The sequence below is a fragment of the Bartonella sp. TT110JLCBS genome (genome assembly GCF_042193405.1).
GTDB lineage: Bacteria > Pseudomonadota > Alphaproteobacteria > Rhizobiales > Rhizobiaceae > Bartonella.
On the sequence record NZ_JBHILT010000005.1, the window covers coordinates 60,765 to 80,791 of the forward strand.

General features: G+C 35.4%; 16 protein-coding genes. 4 read left to right on the forward strand and 12 right to left on the reverse strand.

All coding sequences use genetic code 11. The annotated features are described in order from the left end of the window. Nucleotides 1-31: 31 nt before the first annotated feature. Nucleotides 32-556: a superoxide dismutase [Cu-Zn] SodC gene (gene sodC, locus ACFILW_RS03665; RefSeq protein WP_375665562.1), complete on the forward strand. Its 525-nt coding sequence runs from the start codon at nt 32-34 to the stop codon at nt 554-556. A 594-nt stretch (nt 557-1,150) separates the two neighbouring features. On the opposite strand, the gene ACFILW_RS03670 is transcribed toward sodC, so the two are convergent. The 11 genes from ACFILW_RS03670 to ACFILW_RS03720 all read right to left on the reverse strand — a co-directional run bounded on the left by ACFILW_RS03670 (nt 1,151) and on the right by ACFILW_RS03720 (nt 15,436). Beyond that, complete coding sequence (locus ACFILW_RS03670; protein WP_375685193.1) at nt 1,151-1,783, reverse strand: hypothetical protein; 633 nt, start codon at nt 1,781-1,783, stop codon at nt 1,151-1,153. Beyond that, the gene (locus tag ACFILW_RS03675; RefSeq protein ID WP_375685194.1) at nt 1,716-2,141 is read right to left on the reverse strand and encodes a hypothetical protein; all 426 of its coding nucleotides are present in this window, start codon (nt 2,139-2,141) and stop codon (nt 1,716-1,718) included. The genes ACFILW_RS03670 and ACFILW_RS03675 overlap by 68 nt, the downstream gene beginning before the upstream one ends. 437 nt (nt 2,142-2,578) lie before the next feature. Beyond that, complete coding sequence (locus ACFILW_RS03680) at nt 2,579-5,329, reverse strand: DEAD/DEAH box helicase (RefSeq protein WP_375685195.1); 2,751 nt, start codon at nt 5,327-5,329, stop codon at nt 2,579-2,581. 22 nt (nt 5,330-5,351) lie between these two features. Next, nucleotides 5,352-7,046 carry a site-specific DNA-methyltransferase gene (locus ACFILW_RS03685; RefSeq protein ID WP_375685196.1) on the reverse strand — a complete coding sequence of 565 codons (1,695 nt, stop codon included), beginning with the start codon at nt 7,044-7,046 and terminating at the stop codon, nt 5,352-5,354. A gap of 22 nt (nt 7,047-7,068) precedes the next feature. Next, entirely contained in the window at nt 7,069-8,709 is a 1,641-nt protein-coding gene (locus ACFILW_RS03690; protein ID WP_375685197.1) for a site-specific DNA-methyltransferase, read from the reverse strand. Between the two features lie 60 nt (nt 8,710-8,769). Further along, entirely contained in the window at nt 8,770-9,171 is a 402-nt protein-coding gene (locus tag ACFILW_RS03695) for an SUF system Fe-S cluster assembly protein (protein ID WP_375623233.1), read from the reverse strand. After that, a complete protein-coding gene (locus tag ACFILW_RS03700) occupies nt 9,164-10,408 on the reverse strand; it encodes a cysteine desulfurase (protein WP_375623235.1) in 1,245 nt (414 codons plus the stop codon). The genes ACFILW_RS03695 and ACFILW_RS03700 overlap by 8 nt, the downstream gene beginning before the upstream one ends. Before the next feature lie 10 nt (nt 10,409-10,418). Beyond that, nucleotides 10,419-11,681: a Fe-S cluster assembly protein SufD gene (gene sufD / locus ACFILW_RS03705; RefSeq protein WP_375623237.1), complete on the reverse strand. Its 1,263-nt coding sequence runs from the start codon at nt 11,679-11,681 to the stop codon at nt 10,419-10,421. A gap of 11 nt (nt 11,682-11,692) precedes the next feature. Continuing rightward, a complete protein-coding gene (gene sufC / locus ACFILW_RS03710; protein ID WP_375685206.1) occupies nt 11,693-12,448 on the reverse strand; it encodes a Fe-S cluster assembly ATPase SufC in 756 nt (251 codons plus the stop codon). A gap of 161 nt (nt 12,449-12,609) precedes the next feature. After that, nucleotides 12,610-14,121 carry a Fe-S cluster assembly protein SufB gene (gene sufB / locus ACFILW_RS03715; protein ID WP_375623239.1) on the reverse strand — a complete coding sequence of 504 codons (1,512 nt, stop codon included), beginning with the start codon at nt 14,119-14,121 and terminating at the stop codon, nt 12,610-12,612. Between the two features lie 139 nt (nt 14,122-14,260). Further along, the gene (locus tag ACFILW_RS03720) at nt 14,261-15,436 is read right to left on the reverse strand and encodes a cysteine desulfurase family protein (protein WP_375685198.1); all 1,176 of its coding nucleotides are present in this window, start codon (nt 15,434-15,436) and stop codon (nt 14,261-14,263) included. 160 nt (nt 15,437-15,596) lie between these two features. On the opposite strand from ACFILW_RS03720, the gene ACFILW_RS03725 reads away from it, so the two are divergent. The 3 genes from ACFILW_RS03725 (at nt 15,597) to ACFILW_RS03735 (ending at nt 18,518) form a co-directional block, all read left to right on the forward strand. After that, nucleotides 15,597-16,277, forward strand: a complete 681-nt coding sequence (locus ACFILW_RS03725; protein ID WP_273791258.1) for an alpha/beta hydrolase — start codon at nt 15,597-15,599, stop codon at nt 16,275-16,277. Between the two features lie 311 nt (nt 16,278-16,588). After that, nucleotides 16,589-17,842 (forward strand): tyrosine--tRNA ligase, encoded by a 1,254-nt coding sequence (gene tyrS, locus ACFILW_RS03730; RefSeq protein WP_375613442.1) that lies wholly within the window; start codon nt 16,589-16,591, stop codon nt 17,840-17,842. 190 nt (nt 17,843-18,032) lie between these two features. After that, a complete protein-coding gene (locus ACFILW_RS03735; RefSeq protein WP_273791260.1) occupies nt 18,033-18,518 on the forward strand; it encodes a peroxiredoxin in 486 nt (161 codons plus the stop codon). 339 nt (nt 18,519-18,857) lie between these two features. Here the strand turns inward: ACFILW_RS03735 and prfB are convergent. Beyond that, nucleotides 18,858-19,986, reverse strand: a protein-coding gene (gene prfB / locus ACFILW_RS03740; RefSeq protein WP_375685199.1) for a peptide chain release factor 2 whose coding sequence is annotated in 2 segments (ribosomal slippage) — nt 18,858-19,916 and nt 19,918-19,986 — 1,128 coding nt in all. Because the reading frame shifts where the segments join, the coding sequence is not laid out codon by codon here. Between the last annotated feature and the right edge of the window lie 41 nt (nt 19,987-20,027).

Consider the following 20,027-nt stretch of genomic DNA (forward strand, 5'->3'; position numbering starts at 1 on the left):
ATATATTTAAAGATAAGTATAAAGGTATTTTATGAAAAAAATATTATTATCATTATTATTTTTTATGGCATTTTTAATTCATAAAAATTCTGCATTAGCACTATCAACACAAGTAAATATTTATAAATTAGAAGACAACAATTTCAAAAAGGCTATTGGTAGCATTAAAATTGAAGAAACCACATACGGTTTGATTTTCATCCCTAATTTATCTAATTTATCAGAAGGGATGCATGGTTTTCATGTACATGTAAATCCTTCATGTGATACAAAAGATGGCATAATTGGTGGAAGCGCAGGTGGACATTATGATCCGGAACATACCGGAAAACATTTAGGACCTTATAATGTCAATGGTCATCTTGGTGATTTACCAGCACTTTATGTTGATAAGCAGGGATATGCCATAATGAGCGTTCTTGCTCCACGATTAAAAAAAATCTCTGAAATTAAAGGGCGCTCTTTAGTCATTCATTTAGGAGCTGATAATCAATCAGATAAACCATTACCGCTTGGCGGAGGGGGGGCACGTTTGGCGTGCGGTATTATTGAATAATAAATAGAATATTGTGGTAAACTATGACAATATACACTCCCCTGATCACAAGATATGATAGAAATTTATTTTTAAAATCTATTTCAAGAAATTAAATAAACTATGTGAACATTTTATAGAATTGATGTTTTTTTTGAATATTTTAACAAAGAACTAACAATAATCAGAACGAACAGCAGTCGAAAATGAGGAAATATTAGAATAAATTCTTTGTAAAAAAACTTCAATATGAGGAAGCGATATTTTCAATGATTAATGTTAAACAAGAAACAACAAAGTTTAAATTTACTCTCTACAATATAAAATGTGTAATAAATTATAACCATTAAATCTAGTATCTAATGGGATAACATCTCTTGCACAAAATAAAAAGCCCCCAACAGGGAATTTTCACGCTCCCCTCCTCCCCCCCTCTCGTGAGAGTGCACACAAATAATTTTGATTGATTCAACATCAATATAAGATGGTTTAATTCAAAATGATTTAATGCTACGATATTCAAACTTCTCATTAAGTAAAAAGACTAATTATCATTATAAATCAATATATTAACTAAATATAATCATCAAATAAAACAGTGAGAGTAATTTTTTATCACTCTGAGAAAGGGCTTTTAAACAATAGAGTCTTTTTAAAAATATCCCCCACCGTTTGCACATGATCCCAATCTAGAGGACGCATCTCACCAGTTTGATAAAATTGACGAATGAGCTTAATATAATCAAGAAAATCTTTGTTTTCCTCCACTAATCTATTAGCAGTATCCCAATCAATATCACTACGTTCTTTAGCTGGAATTATGATCTCACTCTCAGAAGAGTTTTCCTTATCAAGCCTTATAAATCCAATTCCATGCAAACTTGAAAGCATCCGGAGCTCTTTTAATGTATCAACACCTTCAATTTCACTAGCGACTAAATAACTCAAATTAGCCCATGAAGAATTGCTTACTGTTTGAAAAAATGCTTTTCGTAAATTTGAACGATTGATGAGAATTTTTACTTCAAAAGACCAAAGCTTTGTCTTTTTATCAAAATATTGCAAAACACAGTCTTTGATTTCACGATTCCATTCCTTGCTTAAATCTTGCATCCCTACGAGATCTGGATAAAGCCATTTATTTCCGCCTGCACCATGTTTATTACGAGAACATTTCTCATTAAATGCGCTTGCTATAAACAGAAAGCTCTGACCATAAAAATTTAGATAATAATGGATAAAGATCATGCTCTTTAACAGAGCCATCTTCTACCCTACTATTTACATTGTCTTCTACTGCATCAATTTCAGCACTATCTGTTTGTTTTGTAAAATAATACTGTCGCGGTCGCCCTTCAGTGGTTTTAATTTCTGGATAACGCTTTTGTAATTGAGGGCGCTTCGATCCTATTTCAGCAACAATTTGCTGAATAAGAGCTGCATCACTATTAAGGGGAGTAATTATTGCCGTTGAATGCTTTTGTTTTTGACAACATTTTTCTGGGTAATTTTCAAATATCCATTGAGCAATTTCTCGAGCTGTAAATTTTTTTGTCGGGTTTTTCTTTAAAAAATTAAAAACAGTGTTTGTTAAATTCAAAGTCATATGAAAAACTCCCCCCTTTCATCCTCTGGATATTTCATTATATTCATGATTTTTAAATGAAAGAACAATAAACTATTTAAGTTTTTTAAAAAAAGCATATTTATAAAATTACCCAATAAAATTAAAATATTTTTTTGAAGTTGTGACTATAAACTCAAAGAACTTTTCACATAAGGAAAGTAAGATTGTACTTTTATAAAAAATTGGAAATGTGCTACAAATCCCTATAAAAAAGTATAATCTTGTGTAACTTTTCTATACATTTTTCCTTTTATTTTAATGTCGTTAGAAAAAATAATAATTTTTTGATTTAAGAATTAGCTCATATTCTTAAATTAATGGTGCAACAGGGAACAAAATTAAAAATAATATTCAAACATTTGATTGTTTCTCGCATCGGCCAGTTAAAAGACTTATGTGTTTTTTTAAGCAAAAAGTTAAGAGCTCTCAAGTATAGATTCTGAAATGGTAAACTCTGCACACAAACCTTCAAAACTACTATTTGCTTTAATAGCATCATGGGGAATAAGAACATAATACCATTTTTTACCGCCATAAACCGCCGCATAGCGCGTTGCATGACAACACCATTGAACTGCAGCTTCTCTCTTTTTTAAAACAATAGGATTTTTCATTTCAGAGGCTTTTTTAGGCTCACAAAGATATTTAGCATCCTTCGTTTCTACAACAAAATCAGGTTCATAGGCTGATCCTTTATCATATTCTAACTTGAAAAAACCTCGAGCGGGTTTCATCCATTTCAATACTTGTGCATCATCCTCTAATATTTGAGCAAATCGTAATTCCCCTTCTACTGAATCAAACTTTTGCAAAGGATAACAGCATTTTCTAAAGCCGCTGAATACAAGTTTTTTAATATCGCTTTTAATGGTAGGAATATTACGAAAATCAAGAGGAGATGTTCCTTGCGGTAAAACATAATGGATAGGTGTTAAAGTTGTAAAACCTCGTGTAACTTTAATCTCATAATCTTTTTGTGTTTCCCATTGATGTTCTCTTAATTGCGCAACAATAAAAGTATTAATCTTATGCTGATAGTGAATTAATACGTTCTCAACAGCTACATCATTGGGTAAATAAGATCGGAAATGCTCTACCATCTGACAAGCCAATTTTCGTAATAATGGCGTATGGCTCTCATAATCGATAAAATCATTATCAATTAAACCACGAATGATGTAATTTTCAAGATGAGGCTCTTTAATATATTTATCCTTAGAAGTGAGAAAAATGCTTTTATGGGTACGCAATTCTCGAATTAAAAGTTCTTTACTAACAGGTTGCAAATTTAAACTTTCTAGATTTTCCAAATCAAAATCAGAAAAACCATAAGTAACCTCACGCGAAGGTATGAGTACAATATTGGGAATATCTATGATCAGTTCTGGTAATTGTTTTGTCAGATTTGTAACCACTTTTGACACAAGAGACTTTTGTGATGAATGCGTAATGTTCATGATTTTATTGCTAATTTTTTCTTGTATCGATGCAGAACAAAGCATTTGAGAACTCGGTAAATTATCATTCTCTTTAATAATATCCCACGCAATAGCAGCAATTTCCTGTTCTTCAGACGTTAATGTGGGTGAATCCGTATTACATAACATAACACCGTGTAAATCAGATGTTCCATTTATATCGGAATGACGTGTTACTATCGTTTTTATAAATAAAGCTTCTGCTCGACTTGGAACTGTCACTATATCCGACTTTTCAGAGGATATATCACCCCCTGTTCCAATCTCAATATGCTTTTTTATAATTGAATTTGGATCGTTCGCACGATCAATAATATCTTGAAAACGATCATGCGCAATGATTGTTAAACGATCAATAGATTCTATGCCTGTTCTATGCCCATAAGGCAAACGTAATCCACGCCCAATTGTTTGTTCTGTTAAAATTTCTGAAGCCGATGCACGCAACGGTACAATAGTATAAAGATTGCTAACATCCCATCCTTCCTTTAATTTATTAACGTGAATAACAATTTCTGTTGGCTCATGAGGATTCTCAATCACAATGAGTTTTTGAATATTTTGATCTTCCTCTATATTTGACTGTTTTGTATGAATCTCTATAACTTTTCCCTTATAAGCTCCTGCAAAAAAATCATCTGATTCCAATAAATCACGCAATTTCTGTGCATGATTTGTATCTTGAGCGACAACTAAAATAAAAGGCTTAACAAACTTTTTGTTATAATCTTTGGCATAGGCAATTAAATCTGCTTTCACGTTTTCATGAGCATGAATTGCATCTTGTAACTTAATATGTTCTAATTGTTCAGATGTATAATTTTGAGGTTGAAAGTCTTTACGTGTAGCAACAGCAGGCTCTTTTACAAAACCATCTCTCATAGCCTCTGCAAGTGAATAACTGTAAACAACATTTTTAAAATCTACAGGTTTTGCACCTATTGTTTTCGGTGTCGCTGTAAGCTCTATTCCTAAAACAGGTTTTAACTCATTAATTGCTGCCGCACCAGCAGAAGCTCGATAACGATGTGCTTCATCCATTAACAAAACTAAATCAGGAAGATTTGCGAGATAATCAAAATAACTTTCACCAATCGTTTCTTGTAAGCGTTTAATTCGCGGAATACTAGATTTTAGTGCGCCTTTTTTATTATCCGTTGTATTAATTTTAGAAATATTAAAAATATTGATAAAGGCCGTATCCCGATTTTCAAACAAACGTTTTTGTCCGTGAAAGTGGTGTTCATCAGCGCGAATACCTTTACCACTTTCATAATCTTCACCTGTAATAATAATGGGTATATTTGCAATGAATTCACTTATTCCACTGAAAACATACTTCGGACTTTGAGGACTAAAATCCTGTTTTAATTTTTCATAAATAGTCAAGTTTGGAGCTAAAACAAAAAAATGTCGGCTACGACCTGTTAAATAAAGATAGCTAATAAAAGCTCCCATAAGTCGCGTTTTTCCAACTCCCGTTGCTAAGGCAAAACAAAAAGAGGGAAAGCTTCGTTCAAAATCTTGTACAGAAGGATAGAGACTTTTTATCATTTCTAATTCTGCAATTAAATCTGTATTTTTAGAAAGTTCTATATTTTCTAAAATTTTCACCCAAATATTTAATGATTCACGTTGAGGATCACGCAACGATAAGCGAGCTGAAATCCTTTTTGCAACAGTGTTCATGGGAAACTCCGCTTTTTATATATTATTCAAATAGATCTAACTCTTGTTGCGCAATGTCTTTATCTTTTTCGCTTTCTTTTACCACAATCATTGGTTCAAGATTGGCTACGTTTAAACTGTAATCATCCCTTCCCCATTCGCATTTTTCCAATACTGCACGGGGGATTTTTGTGAGTGTAAGATTCTCAAATGACGCTGTTTTTGTATCAAAGGCTGTACAACAAATCAGCAAAGTACGATGAGACCCCACCTCTTCGCTCATGATACGGAGTTGTTCATAGGTCATGGCGCTCGTTGTGACATAAATATAATCTGTTTCCGTTGAATATCCCTGCATCCAATAATGATTTTCATCCGGTGCATAGGTAAATCCCATATGTTTACACATGGCTTCTGATAGCATGGTAGCATTATATTCGCGACGAATAATCCATTGTCCCCATGGATCTTTTTGCAACAGAGAAGGTGCAAGGCGATAATAACGAAACCCACCGCCACCTTGCCAATTTACACTTTTAGAAATTCCCCCTTGATCAGTTCCATCAATTACTTTTTTTAAACGAGGAATAATGTGCGTATGGCAATGTTCACCAAGTTCAATCATAATCCACTTGCGGCCCATTTTATGAGCAACAGCACCGGTCGTACCAGAACCAGCAAAGGAATCCAATACAAGATCACCAGGGTTAGTAGCAATATTTAATATACGCCTCAATAACTTTTCTGGTTTTTTACTTTTGGGAAACACCACCCCTCCCTCACGAGCTATTCCTTGATACGGAATGTCTAACCAAATATTTGTCAGCAATTCAGCAGTTACAAGATTTCCATCAATCTCCTTTAATTTATCCTTATAAAAAAGAATTCTTTCTCCCCTCAATAAATAAATATCTGCGTGATTAGGTCTACTTTGAATAAAAATTTTTTTAGGATATTTTTGGGAGTGTAAAATCAACTCTTGAGTTTCTTTCCCAACCCCTTTGAAATTTGGTTGAGCAAACCGAATTATTCGTTCTGGAAATATCTGTAAACATTGTTCTAATGATAAATTTAAACGATGAAGAGCATCTTTTAAATTAATAATTTTCCAATTTTCAATTCCTTCCTCAAAGCAATCAATGTATTTATTGTACGCATAATCGTAATTGCGTTGTGCATATTGTGGTTTATAAGACCAGCTTTTTTTTCTTTTTGCATATGCTAACAAATAATCAGCTACTTGAACTGGCGCTGGATTAATAGCTTTATGTCCTGTTGGAGCACTACGCTTTATTGTACTTTGAATAATAAAATTTTTTCTACCAAAAATTTCATCCATCATTACTTTAAGATAGGCTTGTTCATTATCATCAATGGAAATCCAGATACTTCCATCTTCTGCCAATAAGCGATGTAACAATTCTAGCCTGTCTCTCATAAGACTGAGCCATAGAGAATGCTCCAAACCATCTTCATAATGTTCAAAGGCATTGCCTGTATTGTAAGGTGGATCAATATAGATACATTTTACCTTTCCCGTATATTCTTGCTCAAGTGCCTTGAGTGCGAGTAAATTATCACCAAAAATAAGTTTATTATCAAAAATATCCTGAGATGATATTTGACGCGAAGCATGATAAGATTTTTCAAGATCTTCTAACAATATACGAGGTTCCAGTTTGGGGCGTTTCTCTTTTCCAATCCAATTAAGTTCTAATTTTTGTTTATTACGGCTCATTCGTAACCTGCCTCGTTTATATTTATTCAAATAGATCTAACTCTTGTTGCGCAATATCTTTATTTTTGTTATTTTCTTTTACCACAATCACTGGTTCAAGGTTGGCTACATTTAAACTGTAATCGTCCCTTCCCCATTCGCATTTTTCTAATATTGCACGGGGGATTTTAGTGAGTGTCAGATTTTCAAAGGATGCTGATTTTGTATCAAAGGCTGTACCACAAACCAGCAACGTGCGATGAGAGCCAACCTCTTCACTCATGATACGGAGTTGTTCATAGGTCATAGCGCTTGTTGTGACATAAATATAATCTGTTTCCGTTGAATATCCCTGCATCCAATAATGATTTTCATCCGGTGCATAGGTAAATCCCATATGTTTACACATGGCTTCTGATAGCATGGTAGCATTATATTCGCGACGAATAATCCATTGTCCCCATGGATCTTTTTGCAACAGAGAAGGTGCAAGGCGATAATAACGAAACCCACCGCCACCTTGCCAATTTACACTTTTAGAAATTCCCCCTTGATCAGTTCCATCAATTACTTTTTTTAAACGAGGAATAATGTGCGTATGGCAATGTTCACCAAGTTCAATCATAATCCACTTGCGGCCCATTTTATGAGCAACAGCACCGGTCGTACCAGAACCAGCAAAGGAATCCAATACAAGATCACCAGGGTTAGTGGCAAGTTGAATGATGCGTTCCATTAATCGCTCAGGTTTGGGAGTGGTAAAGACATTATCAGAATTAAAGGCTTTGACTTCTTTTTTGGCATCTTGGTTGTGCCCTACTTCCTCATAAAGCCAAATTGTCATTGAAACCATGCCATTTTTTACTTCTGATAAAAAACGCTTCAAAGAAGGAACATTGCTTCCTGTGGGGCCAAACCAAATACGATTATCATTCAATAATTCAAAGAATTTTTTTTTATTCATAGCCCAACTTCTACCATTAGGAGGCATTACCTTGCGTCCAGAAGGTGTGATGATTTCATAAATATCCTTAGATGTTACTCTTTTTACGGATAAATCTCCAGATTTCCAAGGACCGCGAGGATCATTATCAGGATTTTTATAGCGCGCATCCATATCGTTTGAACGAGGAAGCAATTGAGGGCGCCAAATCGTTTTATCTTTGGCATAAACCATTATAAAATCATGATTATCAGAAAGCCATTTTGTATCATTTTGTGGAGCATATTTCTTTTGCCAAATAATATTGTTGATGAAATTTTGGCGACCAAAAATTTCATCCATCATCACTTTAAGATAGGCTTGTTCATCATCATCAATGGAAATCCAGATACTTCCATCTTCTGCCAGTAAACGATGTAACAATTCTAATCTGTCTCTCATAAGGCTTAGCCATATGGAATGCTCCAAACCATCTTCATAATGTTCAAAGGCATTGCCTGTATTATAAGGTGGATCAATATAGATACATTTTACCTTTCCCGTATATTCTTGCTCAAGTGCCTTGAGTGCGAGTAAATTATCACCAAAAATAAGTTTATTATCAAAAATATCCTGAGATGATATTTGACGCGAGGCATGATAAGATTTTTCAACATTTTCTAATAAGACATGAGGCTTTAGTTTGGGGCGCTTTTCTTTTCCAATCCAGTTAAGTTCTAATTTTGGTTTATTATGATGCATGTAATCGTTTTTAAACCCAAATGTTTGCGAAAAACGATGTATTCACGAACAGGAGTATTGTTAGTACCATCCGACAGCAATTTGCGCTTCTTCTGACATACAATCAGGTGTCCACGGTGGATCAAAAGTCATAGTGACTTCAACATACGAAACCCCTTCAACTGCACTAACCGCATTTTCTACCCATCCCGGCATTTCACCAGCAACAGGACATCCCGGTGCCGTAAGAGTCATTTCAATTTTTACTGAACGATCATCTTCAATATCAATACGATAAATCAGTCCTAGCTCATAAATATCAGCAGGAATCTCTGGGTCATAAACTGTTTTGAGAGCAGCAATAATATCATTCGTCATACGATCAATTTCATCTGCTGGAATTGCTGATATGTAAGATTTTTTATTTTCACTTACAGTTTCAACAGATTCTGGAGAATGACGCTCTTCAATTAATTCAGCCATTAAAAAATGTCCTTGTTTCTTGCAATGCTTCTACCAATTGATCTATATCTTCTTGAGTGTTATACATGGCTAACGATGCGCGGCAAATAGATGTTAGACCAAAGCGCTGTAATAAAGGCTGTGCACAATGGGTTCCCGCACGTATCGCAATCCCTTTTCTATCAATAAACATAGCGATATCATGGGCATGAATCCCTTCAATTGCAAATGATATAATAGCTCCTTTATTGGGAGAATGACCATAAATACGCAATGAATCAACTGTTTTAAGTTTTTCATGCGCATAAGCTAAAAGGGACATTTCATGAGCATGAATCTTACTCCGACCTTTCTCTTGTATATAATCAATAGCCGCAGCCAATCCAATAGCTTCAACAATAGGAGGAGTACCTGCTTCAAAACGATAAGGAGGAGCATTATAAAGAACCTTATCGGTTGTTACTTCCTCGATCATTTCCCCTCCCCCTTGAAAAGGACGCATTTCCTCTAATCTATGTTCCTTCCCATAAAGAACACCAATACCGGTGGGACCATACAGCTTATGACCTGTAAAGACATACCAATCACAATCGAGATCTTGCACATCAACAGTTAAATGTATTGCTCCTTGAGAGCCATCAACAAGAACAGGAATAGAATTTTGATGTGCTCGCTTAATAATTTCTTTAACAGGAGGCACCGTTCCTAATATATTGGACATATGCGTTATAGCAACAAGCCGTGTTTTTTCGCTTAAAGCCTTTTGGAAATCTTCAATATGCAGAACACCATTCTCATCAACAGGAACAAAAACAAGTTTAACACCTTTTTGTTCTCGGAGGAAATGCCAAGGAATAATATTTGAATGATGTTCCATAATCGTTAGAACAATCTCATCACCTTCTTTGAGTTTGGGCATAGCCCAACCATAAGCAACAGTATTAATAGCTTCCGTTGCATTTTTCGTAAAAACAATTTCCTCTGCTTTTTGAGCATTTAGAAAAACACGAACGGTTTTACGAGAATTTTCATAGGATTGTGTTGCCATATTGGCTAAAAAATACATTCCTCTATGCACATTAGCATAACTATAGTGATAATAATTATTCATTGCATTGAGTACTGATTGTGGCTTTTGGGCAGAAGCACCACTATCAAGATATGCTAATCGCTTTCCATAAACTTGATGGTGCAAAATAGGAAAATCACGCCGAATTTCTTCGACATTATAAGTCAATGTTTGTACGTTATTTTCCATTTCTCCTCCCTTAAACATTTTTTTCAAGCCATTTACCAATGATATTCTCTAAAACAGTTTGAATATGATCTTGCTTGATGTCATCAATAAGTTCAGAGATAAATCCTTTAATCAAAAGTGCACGAGCCGTTTTAAATGGAATACCGCGCGCCATGAGATAAAAAAGATAATCATGATTAATATTAGCAACTGTTGCACCATGACCGCATGCAACATCATCAGCAAAAATCTCTAATTCAGGTTTTGCATTAAATTCTGCCTTATCTGAAAGGATAAGGCTATTACAGGCCATACGTGCATCTGTTTTTTGCGCTTTTTGAGCAACACGTATTATCCCTTGAAAAACACCTACAGCCTTATCTGCAACCACATTGCGTATAATTTCCGTTGAGGTTGATCTTTCGTCAAGGTGACAAACAGTCATTGTAAGATCACTATGTGTTTGCCCTGATAATAAATTTATAACGCGTAATTGAAAATCAGATTCTTCTCCCTGTAACTTAACATCGACTTCCTGGCGATTTAGTTGACTCCCTATATTAATGACATAAAGTGATAATTTCGCTCCTTGATCAAGAATAGCACGAAATTGACCAAACTGTGTAGAATTAAAATCACGATTGCGAATAAGAATCCACGTAACATCACTCTCAGCAGCAATATTTAATGAAAATATTGAACTGACAAAGGTATCTTTATCATTGCCAACCTGATGTTCAATAAACACAACCTGACTATTTTTATCAACTTTTATATCAGAAAAAATATGAGATTGTCCGCCCATTTGTATATTTTGTAGTTCAATGGGTATATTTAACTTTGTATTTTCAGGAATGTGAAAAAGCCAACCATCCGTAACAAAAGCTGTATTTAACTGTCCAATAAAATCCTCATCAGAAATGTTTTGACTTATCTGTACAGAATTATCTTCTAATGCTTCTGAAAGGCGTTTTACTGTAATATTGTCTACCTTGGACTGTGTCGATGTTTTTCCATTGTTCATAGAAAAAACAGCGCTTTCTGAAAGTAATGCCTCAACCGATTGATTGTCTTGGACTTTTGAAAAATTACTAACAGACTTTAGTAATGTGCGCAGATTGGTATAGTGCCAACTTTCGATTTTACGGGAAGGAAGCCGTGTCGTTTGAAATCGTTCAATAGCTTTCTTGCGAATTTCCTGCACGGCTTTATTACCAGGTAAGTCGTTTGCATACTGATTGAAATTATTGAGTATATCTTCTTCAACCGCTAATAAGTTTTGCTGTGCATTCATATTTAATAACCTCAAACCGCTTCTTTGATAAGATCAGCATAACCATTTTGCTCTAAATAAAGCGCCAAGGATTTGTCTCCGCTTTTGATAATTCGTCCTTTATAAAGAACATGTACCGTATCAGGAATAATATAATTAAGCAGCCGTTGATAATGGGTAATCACCAAAAATGAACGTTTTGAATCCCGAAGTTTATTAACACCATCTGCAACAATTTTTAATGCATCAATATCTAAACCAGAATCTGTCTCATCTAAAATGCAAAGTTTAGGTTCAAGAAGTGCCATTTGTAAAATTTCAGCGCGTTTTTTTTCCCCACCTGAAAAACCTACATTTAATGGACGCTTTAGCATATCCATATCTATTTCAAGTTTGGCTGAAACTTCTTTAACACATTTTATAAATTCAGGAATTTTAAGTTCTTCGCCACCTCGCGCTTTGCGTTGAGAATTCATCGCAACTTTTAAAAATTCCATTGTTGCTACCCCTGGTATTTCCATTGGATATTGAAATGCAAGAAAAACACCATATGCAGCACGTTCTGCTGGATCCATTTCTAAAAGTGATTGTCCATTATAGAGAATATCTCCTTCTGTTATTTCATAATCATCACGACCAGCAAGCAAATAAGATAAAGTTGATTTTCCGGCTCCATTTTGTCCCATGATAGCGGCAACTTCTCCATCTTGGACTGTCAAGTTTAAACCACGAATAATTTCTGTATCGGTTTTAGCAATACGGGCGTGCAAATTTTTGATCTCTAACATCATTTAATCCTGTTTTGGCTGTTTTTTCAGATACCAATGCTGTGTTCTTTCGCCTTAGCATCCATCTACTTTTGTAATTACCATAGAGGTCATTTTTAGCATTATGTGCTACCGTTACAGCCTTTTTACATAAAGTCTTCTATTTATCTCATTAAATAAAATTATCCAACACTACCTTCAAGGCTAATACTAATAAGCTTTTGTGCTTCGACAGCAAATTCCATGGGAAGTTTTTGAATGACCTCTTTTACAAAACCATTTACAATTAATGCGATAGCTTCTTCTTCGGGAATTCCTCTTTGCATAACATAAAAAAGTTGGTCATCGGAAATTTTGGATGTTGTGGCTTCATGTTCAAACTGAGCTGTTGCATTTTTTGCTTCAATATAAGGAACTGTATGCGCACCACATTCATTCCCGATTAATAAACTATCACATTGCGTAAAGTTACGAGCATTTTGTGCTTTTCGATGCGCCGTGACTTGTCCTCGATACGTGTTATTTGAAAAACCAGCAGAAATACCTTTGGAAATAATACGACTGGATGTATTTTTTCCTAAATGAATCATTTTTGTACCGGAATCAATTTGTTGATGACCGTTTGCAACAGCAATAGAATAAAACTCTCCACGCGCGTTCTCACCACGCAGTAAGCAGGATGGATATTTCCAAGTAATCGCAGAACCGGTCTCAACTTGTGTCCATGAAATCTTAGAGTTATCACCTCGACAATCTCCACGCTTCGTCACAAAATTATAAATACCACCCTTTCCATCTTTATCGCCAGGATACCAGTTTTGTACTGTAGAATATTTAATCTCTGCATTTTCAAGGGCAATAAGCTCAACAACAGCAGCATGGAGTTGGTTTTCATCACGTTGGGGTGCTGTGCACCCTTCAAGATAAGAAACATAGGAATCCTCAGCTGCAATAATTAATGTTCGTTCAAACTGACCTGTATTGCGTTCATTAATCCTAAAATAAGTTGAAAGCTCCATAGGACAACGAATTCCTTTGGGAATATAAACAAATGAACCATCTGTAAAGACAGCTGCATTTAAGGCAGCATAATAATTATCACTTATAGGTACAACTGTTCCTAAATACTCTTTAATAAGCTCAGGATGCTCAATAATGGCCTCTGAAATAGAGCAAAAAATCACACCAGCACGTGCCAATTCTTTTTTAAATGTTGTCACAACAGAAACAGAATCAAAGACCGCATCAACAGCTACCTGCCCCGATACAGACATACTGTCATCAAAAGTGGAGGGATCAGACTGTTTTCTTACTCCTGCCAAAATCTCTTGTTCTTTAAGGGGAATGCCAAGTTTTTCGTACGTTGCTAATAACTCAGGATCCACTTCATCCAAAGATTTTGGTCCTGTATGATTTTTGGGAGCAGCATAATAATAAAGCTCCTGAAAATCAATTTTAGGATATTCAAGACGCGCCCAATGAGGCTCTTGCATTGTCAGCCAACGGCGGTACGCTTTTAAGCGCCATGTTAACATCCATTCAGGCTCATGTTTTTTAGCGGAAATAAATTTTATAATATCCTCATTTAAGCCTTTTGGAGCTTTATCGGTTTCAATATTGGTTTCAAAACCATATTTATATTGGTCAACATCTATTTCACGGACTTGGCGTATTGTTTCTTGTACTGCCGGCATCAATTTTCTCCATTTTTGGCGTCAAAAACCGGTAACTAAAAGTCTTATTTTTTACAAAATTAAAGTAAGCAAATTATTTCCTAGGCTATAGGTAAAGTGCAAAAATTTCAATCAAAGTTATTTTATCTTTAAAATAATTCTAATTTTTATAACTTTCTGATGATAAATCTTCCTCTTTTTTTCTGCTTATAATTTGAGAAAAAAACAATAGAAAGTCATCTATATCTTCAGAAGTTGTATCACGTCCTATTGAAATGCGAATAGCACCATTTGGAACATGATATCCCATTGCCTCCAAAACTCTGCTTTGTTTTACTTTTCCAGAAGAACAAGCAGAGCCAGCTGATACAGAAAACCCTTCTAAATCAAAAGCAATTTGCATCGTTTCAGCTTTTATATTTTTCACGGTAAAGTAAGTTGTATTTGGCAAACGTTGAACTCTTTTGCCAAAAATCTCAACATTTTTACTTATTTTTTGTAGTCCATCTTCTAATTTATTGCGTAAATATATTAACTGTTTTATTTCCTCCTGTGTGAAGCAATCAGTCATTGCTGCCCCAAAAGCAGCAATAAGGGGCAATGCTTCTGTTCCTCCACGGAGACCTTTTTCTTGTCCTCCCCCAATAATAAGAGGGTGTGGCATGAGAAGATTACCACATGAAACAAAAGCACCGATTCCTTTAGGACCGCCAACTTTATGTGCAGACAATATAAAAAAGTCTCCTCCTAGCTGATGAATGTCCACAAAATTTTTATCTACATATTGTGTCAAATCAACTATAAGAGTGCCTCCTAAATCCCGAACAATAGCAGCGATTTCTGTTAATGGTTGAATAACACCCGTTTCACTATTTGCAGCTTGAATAGCAACAAGAGGTAAACCTTTTGTTTTATCGTGAACCGTTAAGAGTGATGTTAATTTATCTTGTTGTATGAGCCCATCTTGATCAACAGCAATGACGCTTATCAACTCTTTAGAAAAACGTCCTCCCTCTGCCACAGAGGGATGTTCAGTCGCTCCAAGGTAAAGACGAGAAAATTTAACTTTTGCATTCCCCATATTGTAAAAGGGTGTTAACAAAGTCATTGCTGCTTCACTCGCACCAGAGGTGAATACCACGTGATCTGGATCTGTTTTAAGATGTTCAGCGATTTGCCGACGGGACTTTTGCAACAAAGTTTTAGCGGCACGCCCTTCTTTATGAACCGATGATGGATTACCAAATATCTCTAAAGACTCTAGCAACGCTATCCGTGCCACTTTTTTGAGCGGTGTTGTTGCATTATAATCAAAATATCGGCGTTTTATAATCATTTTACATCGCAATCATTAATCTTATGAATTGATTAAAAAAATAGCGCAATCTTCTTGAAAAGTGCACTAAAAAAAGAATATCTAATAATTATTTAAGAGATTCTATGGTAAAAGTCGACCAAGGTCAATGAGAGCCTTTTATTGCATTAAGGAGCATTTTATGCCAGAAATTATTTTTAACGGTCCCGCGGGTCGGCTCGAAGGGCGTTATCAACCTTCACAACAAAAAAATGCACCCATTGCGATCATTTTGCATCCTCATCCCCAATTTGGTGGAACTATGAATCATAAAATTGTCTATGACCTCTTTTATATGTTCCAACAACGTGGCTTTACAACTTTACGTTTTAACTTTCGTGGTATTGGTCGCAGTCAGGGTGAATTTGATTATGGAATAGGAGAACTTTCAGATGCTGCTGCTGCTCTCGATTGGGTGCAAACACAACATCCAGATTCTAAAAATTGTTGGGTAGCTGGATATTCATTTGGAGCATGGATTGGTATGCAGCTCTTAATGCGCCGACCGGAAATTGAGGGCTTTATCTCAGTTGCTCCTCAGCCTAATGTTTATGACTTTTCATTTCTTGCCCCTTGTCCTTCCTCTGGGCTTATCATTCATGGCGGTATCGATAAAGTTTCCCCTCCAAAAGATGTTCAAATACTTGTCGATAAATTAAAAACACAAAAAGGTATCATCATCACACAAGAAATATTGGAAGAGGCTAATCACTTTTTCAGTGGATGTCATGAAGAGCTTATTGAGCGATGTGCCCACTATTTGGATAACCATATCTCCAATGAACTTCTCGCTCCTCCTCCTGAAATACTTTCACTAACTTAGGAAAATACGATAGATTTATAAAAAATTAGCAAAAGTCGTTTCTGATCATAACAAAGTAATTTTTTCCGTTTGCATTTAAAATTTTTCTAAATTTTATTTCAGGATAGAAATGAGAATAACAGCCATACCTGTTTTCTATCACTGATAAGTCTCTTTTTTAGCGTAAAAAGGAAATAATACCTGTATTATTATCTTTATGTTACCAATATGTCTCTTTCTCTTGTGAGGTGTGTGTCAGTTATGATAGATAACTCATTATATAATCGCCTATTATATAAAATAATGCACTCTTAAATTAGGAAATTAAATCTGTGTTTGCCTTTAAATCTGATTTTTTACACATTATGAGCGAACGTGGTTTTATCCACCAAATTTCAGATGAAAAAGGCTTAGATGATCTTTTTTCAAAAGAAACTGTAAGCGCTTATACTGGATTTGATCCAACAGCATCGAGTTTACATGCTGGAAGTCTTCTTCAGATTATGATGCTTTATTGGTTACAAAAAACGGGTCATCGCCCCATTGCTTTAATGGGCGGAGGGACCGGATTGATTGGTGATCCTTCTTTCAAAGATGAAGCGCGACGCCTTCTGACACAAGATGATATTGCTGCAAATATTGATGGTATTAAAAAGGTATTTGCTAACTATTTGACATTCGGTGACCGAGAAACCGATGCTTGTATTGTGAATAATGCTGAATGGTTATGCAATTTAAACTACTTAGAATTTTTGCGTGATGTAGGAAAGCATTTTTCTGTCAACCGTATGTTGTCATTTGATTCTGTCAGACTCAGACTTGAGCGTGAGCACTCTTTGTCATTCTTAGAGTTTAATTATATGATTCTGCAAGCTTATGACTTTGTTGAACTTTATAAACGTTATGGATTGCGTATGCAAATGGGGGGCTCTGATCAGTGGGGCAACATTATTAACGGAATCGAATTAGGGCATCGTTTAGGAACACCGCAATTATATGCGTTAACATCACCATTGCTGACAACCTCTTCCGGTGCCAAAATGGGTAAATCATTGAATGGGGCTGTATGGCTAAATGCGGATAAACTTTCACCTTATCAATTTTGGCAATACTGGCGCAATACAGAAGATGCTGATGTAACACGATTTCTAAAGCTCTATACTCCATTGCCGATGGATGAGATTCTTAAACTTTCTCTATTACAAGGAACTGAAATTAACGAAGCAAAAAAAATTCTTGCAACAGAAATTACAGCAATGTTGCATGGACGTGTTCTTGCTGATGCAGCAGCAGAAACGGCTCGCAAGACGTTTGAAGAAAAAACTCTGGGAGAAAATCTTCCAACTGTTGAAATTAATGCCTCAGAATTAAAAAAAGGTGTTGGATTGCTCACTCTTTTAGTACAAGCAGGACTCGCTAGATCTAATAGTGAGGCACGCCGACACGTTCAAGGTGGAGGTGTCCGTGTAAATGATCAAATTATTGAGGATGAAACACATCTTATTATTGAAGGGGATGTCAGTGCAGAAGGAACCATTAAACTTTCTTTTGGTAAGAAAAAACATGTTGTGATGAAACCAGTATAATCTTTTGCTGTTTTGTTTATGTTGTTCACGTCGAGCTTGTTCTTTCAATTCAATCGTTGTGATAGGGCGAATTTTGTTAGGGAAATAAAAGTCTCTTCAAAACGATAAAATTCTAGAGAGTTGAATAGTTCTTTTCTTCTGTGTACTCTGATATTTTATACCTGTTACACAAAAAAGAAAGATGAAAACAATGACAAGACCAATGAAAGGTGCTCTTGCTCCTGATTTTAATTTGCCGCGCGATGGAGGAGAGATGGTATGTCTTTCTGACTTTAAAGGAAAGTCTGTTGTTTTATATTTTTATCCAAAAGATGACACCAGTGGTTGCACAAGCGAAGCACTTGATTTCACAAAATTAAAGATGAAATTTGATGAAATCGGTGTTTCTGTTATTGGAATCTCTCCAGATAATGTAAAAAAACATGATAAATTTAAAGTAAAACATGAACTTGATGTCATCTTAGTTTCTGATGAAGAAAAAACAACCCTCGAAGCTTATGGTGTTTGGGTTGAGAAAAGCATGTATGGACGCAAATATATGGGAGTTGAACGGAGCACTTTTTTAATTGATGCAAATGGAATAATAGCAGAAGAATGGCGTAAAGTAAGCGTATCTGGGCACGCTGAAAATGTTTTAGCTACTGCAACACTTTTATATCATAATGGTAACTTGTAAATTGAGTGTTTGATTTGCCTTAAAAAGCAAAAGTTATCCTCCTTAATTGATTTTAGTTTTTCCACGGATTCAATTTTTATAATATATTGATTGATAAGGATAATGAATTGTTTTACATTTATATTAGTCCCCCGAATATCCAAAATTTTTCTTATTTCAGATTCTTCCTATCACTTGCAATATCATAAGCAGAATTGGCGTGTGAGAAAAAAAATGAAGAAAGAAACAAAAAATCCCTCTTTGAACCTTTAAAGTATCAAGGACTATCGTAACATCACAACATCAATAAAATGAACAGCTTAAGAAAAAATCTACATGGCTTGAAGGAAGGATATATAATTAACGAATATCCTCAATTTCTTTGTCTTGTCCATAAATACGCCGTGCGAGTGCTGCCTCTATAAATGCATCTAAATTACCATTAAGTACGGATTGTGGATCCGTATTTTCAATTCCTGTACGCAAATCTTTGACAAGCTGATAGGGTTGAAGAACATAAGATCTAATTTGATGTCCCCATCCGATTTCTGTTTTAGAAGATTCAGCAGCATTGGTTTCTTCTTCTCTTTTTTTAAGCTCTTCTTCATAAAGCCGTGCACGCAACATCGACCAAGCCGTAGCGCGATTTTTATGTTGAGAACGCTCTGTTTGACATTGAACAACAATACCCGTTTTTATATGTGTGATGCGAACAGCAGAATCTGTTGTGTTAACATGTTGTCCTCCTGCTCCAGATGCACGATATGTATCAATACGCACATCTGCCTCTGAAACATCAACTTCAATATTGTCATCAATAACTGGATAGACCCAAATGCTCGCAAAAGAAGTATGGCGCTTTGCATTCGAATCAAATGGGGAAATCCGCACCAAACGATGAACGCCTGATTCTGTTTTTAACAGTCCATAAGCATTATGCCCTTTTACAAGAATAGTCGCTGACTTTATTCCTGCTTCTTCTCCATCATGAATTTCTAAAATTTCAACCTTCATTTCATGCTGTTCAGCCCATCGCATATACATACGTAAGAGCATAGAAGCCCAATCTTGGCTTTCTGTTCCCCCTGCTCCAGCATGAACTTCTAAATAGCTATCATTCGGATCTGCCTCTCCTGAAAGAAGTACATCAATTTGCCTTTTATCTATCTCATTTTTAAGATTACGTATTGAATTTTCTGCATCAGCGATAATTTCAACATCACTTTCTTCTTCGCCCATCGCAATAAGCTCAATGCATTCTTCAAGTGTTTTTGTAAATGATAAAAGACCATTGATTGAATCATCAAGACGTTGACGCTCACGCATCATATCCTGTGCCCGTTGTGCATCATCCCATAATGATGGATCTTCCGCTTTTTGATTAAGATATTCAAGACGCTTTAGTGATTGATCCCAGTCAAAGATGCCCCCTTAGCAATTGTATTGCTTTCTGGATTTCATCAACTAATGTTTCTATTTCTGCTCGCATAATTTAACACCGTATTTTTAAAAACTCTTTTTGGTTGTGTC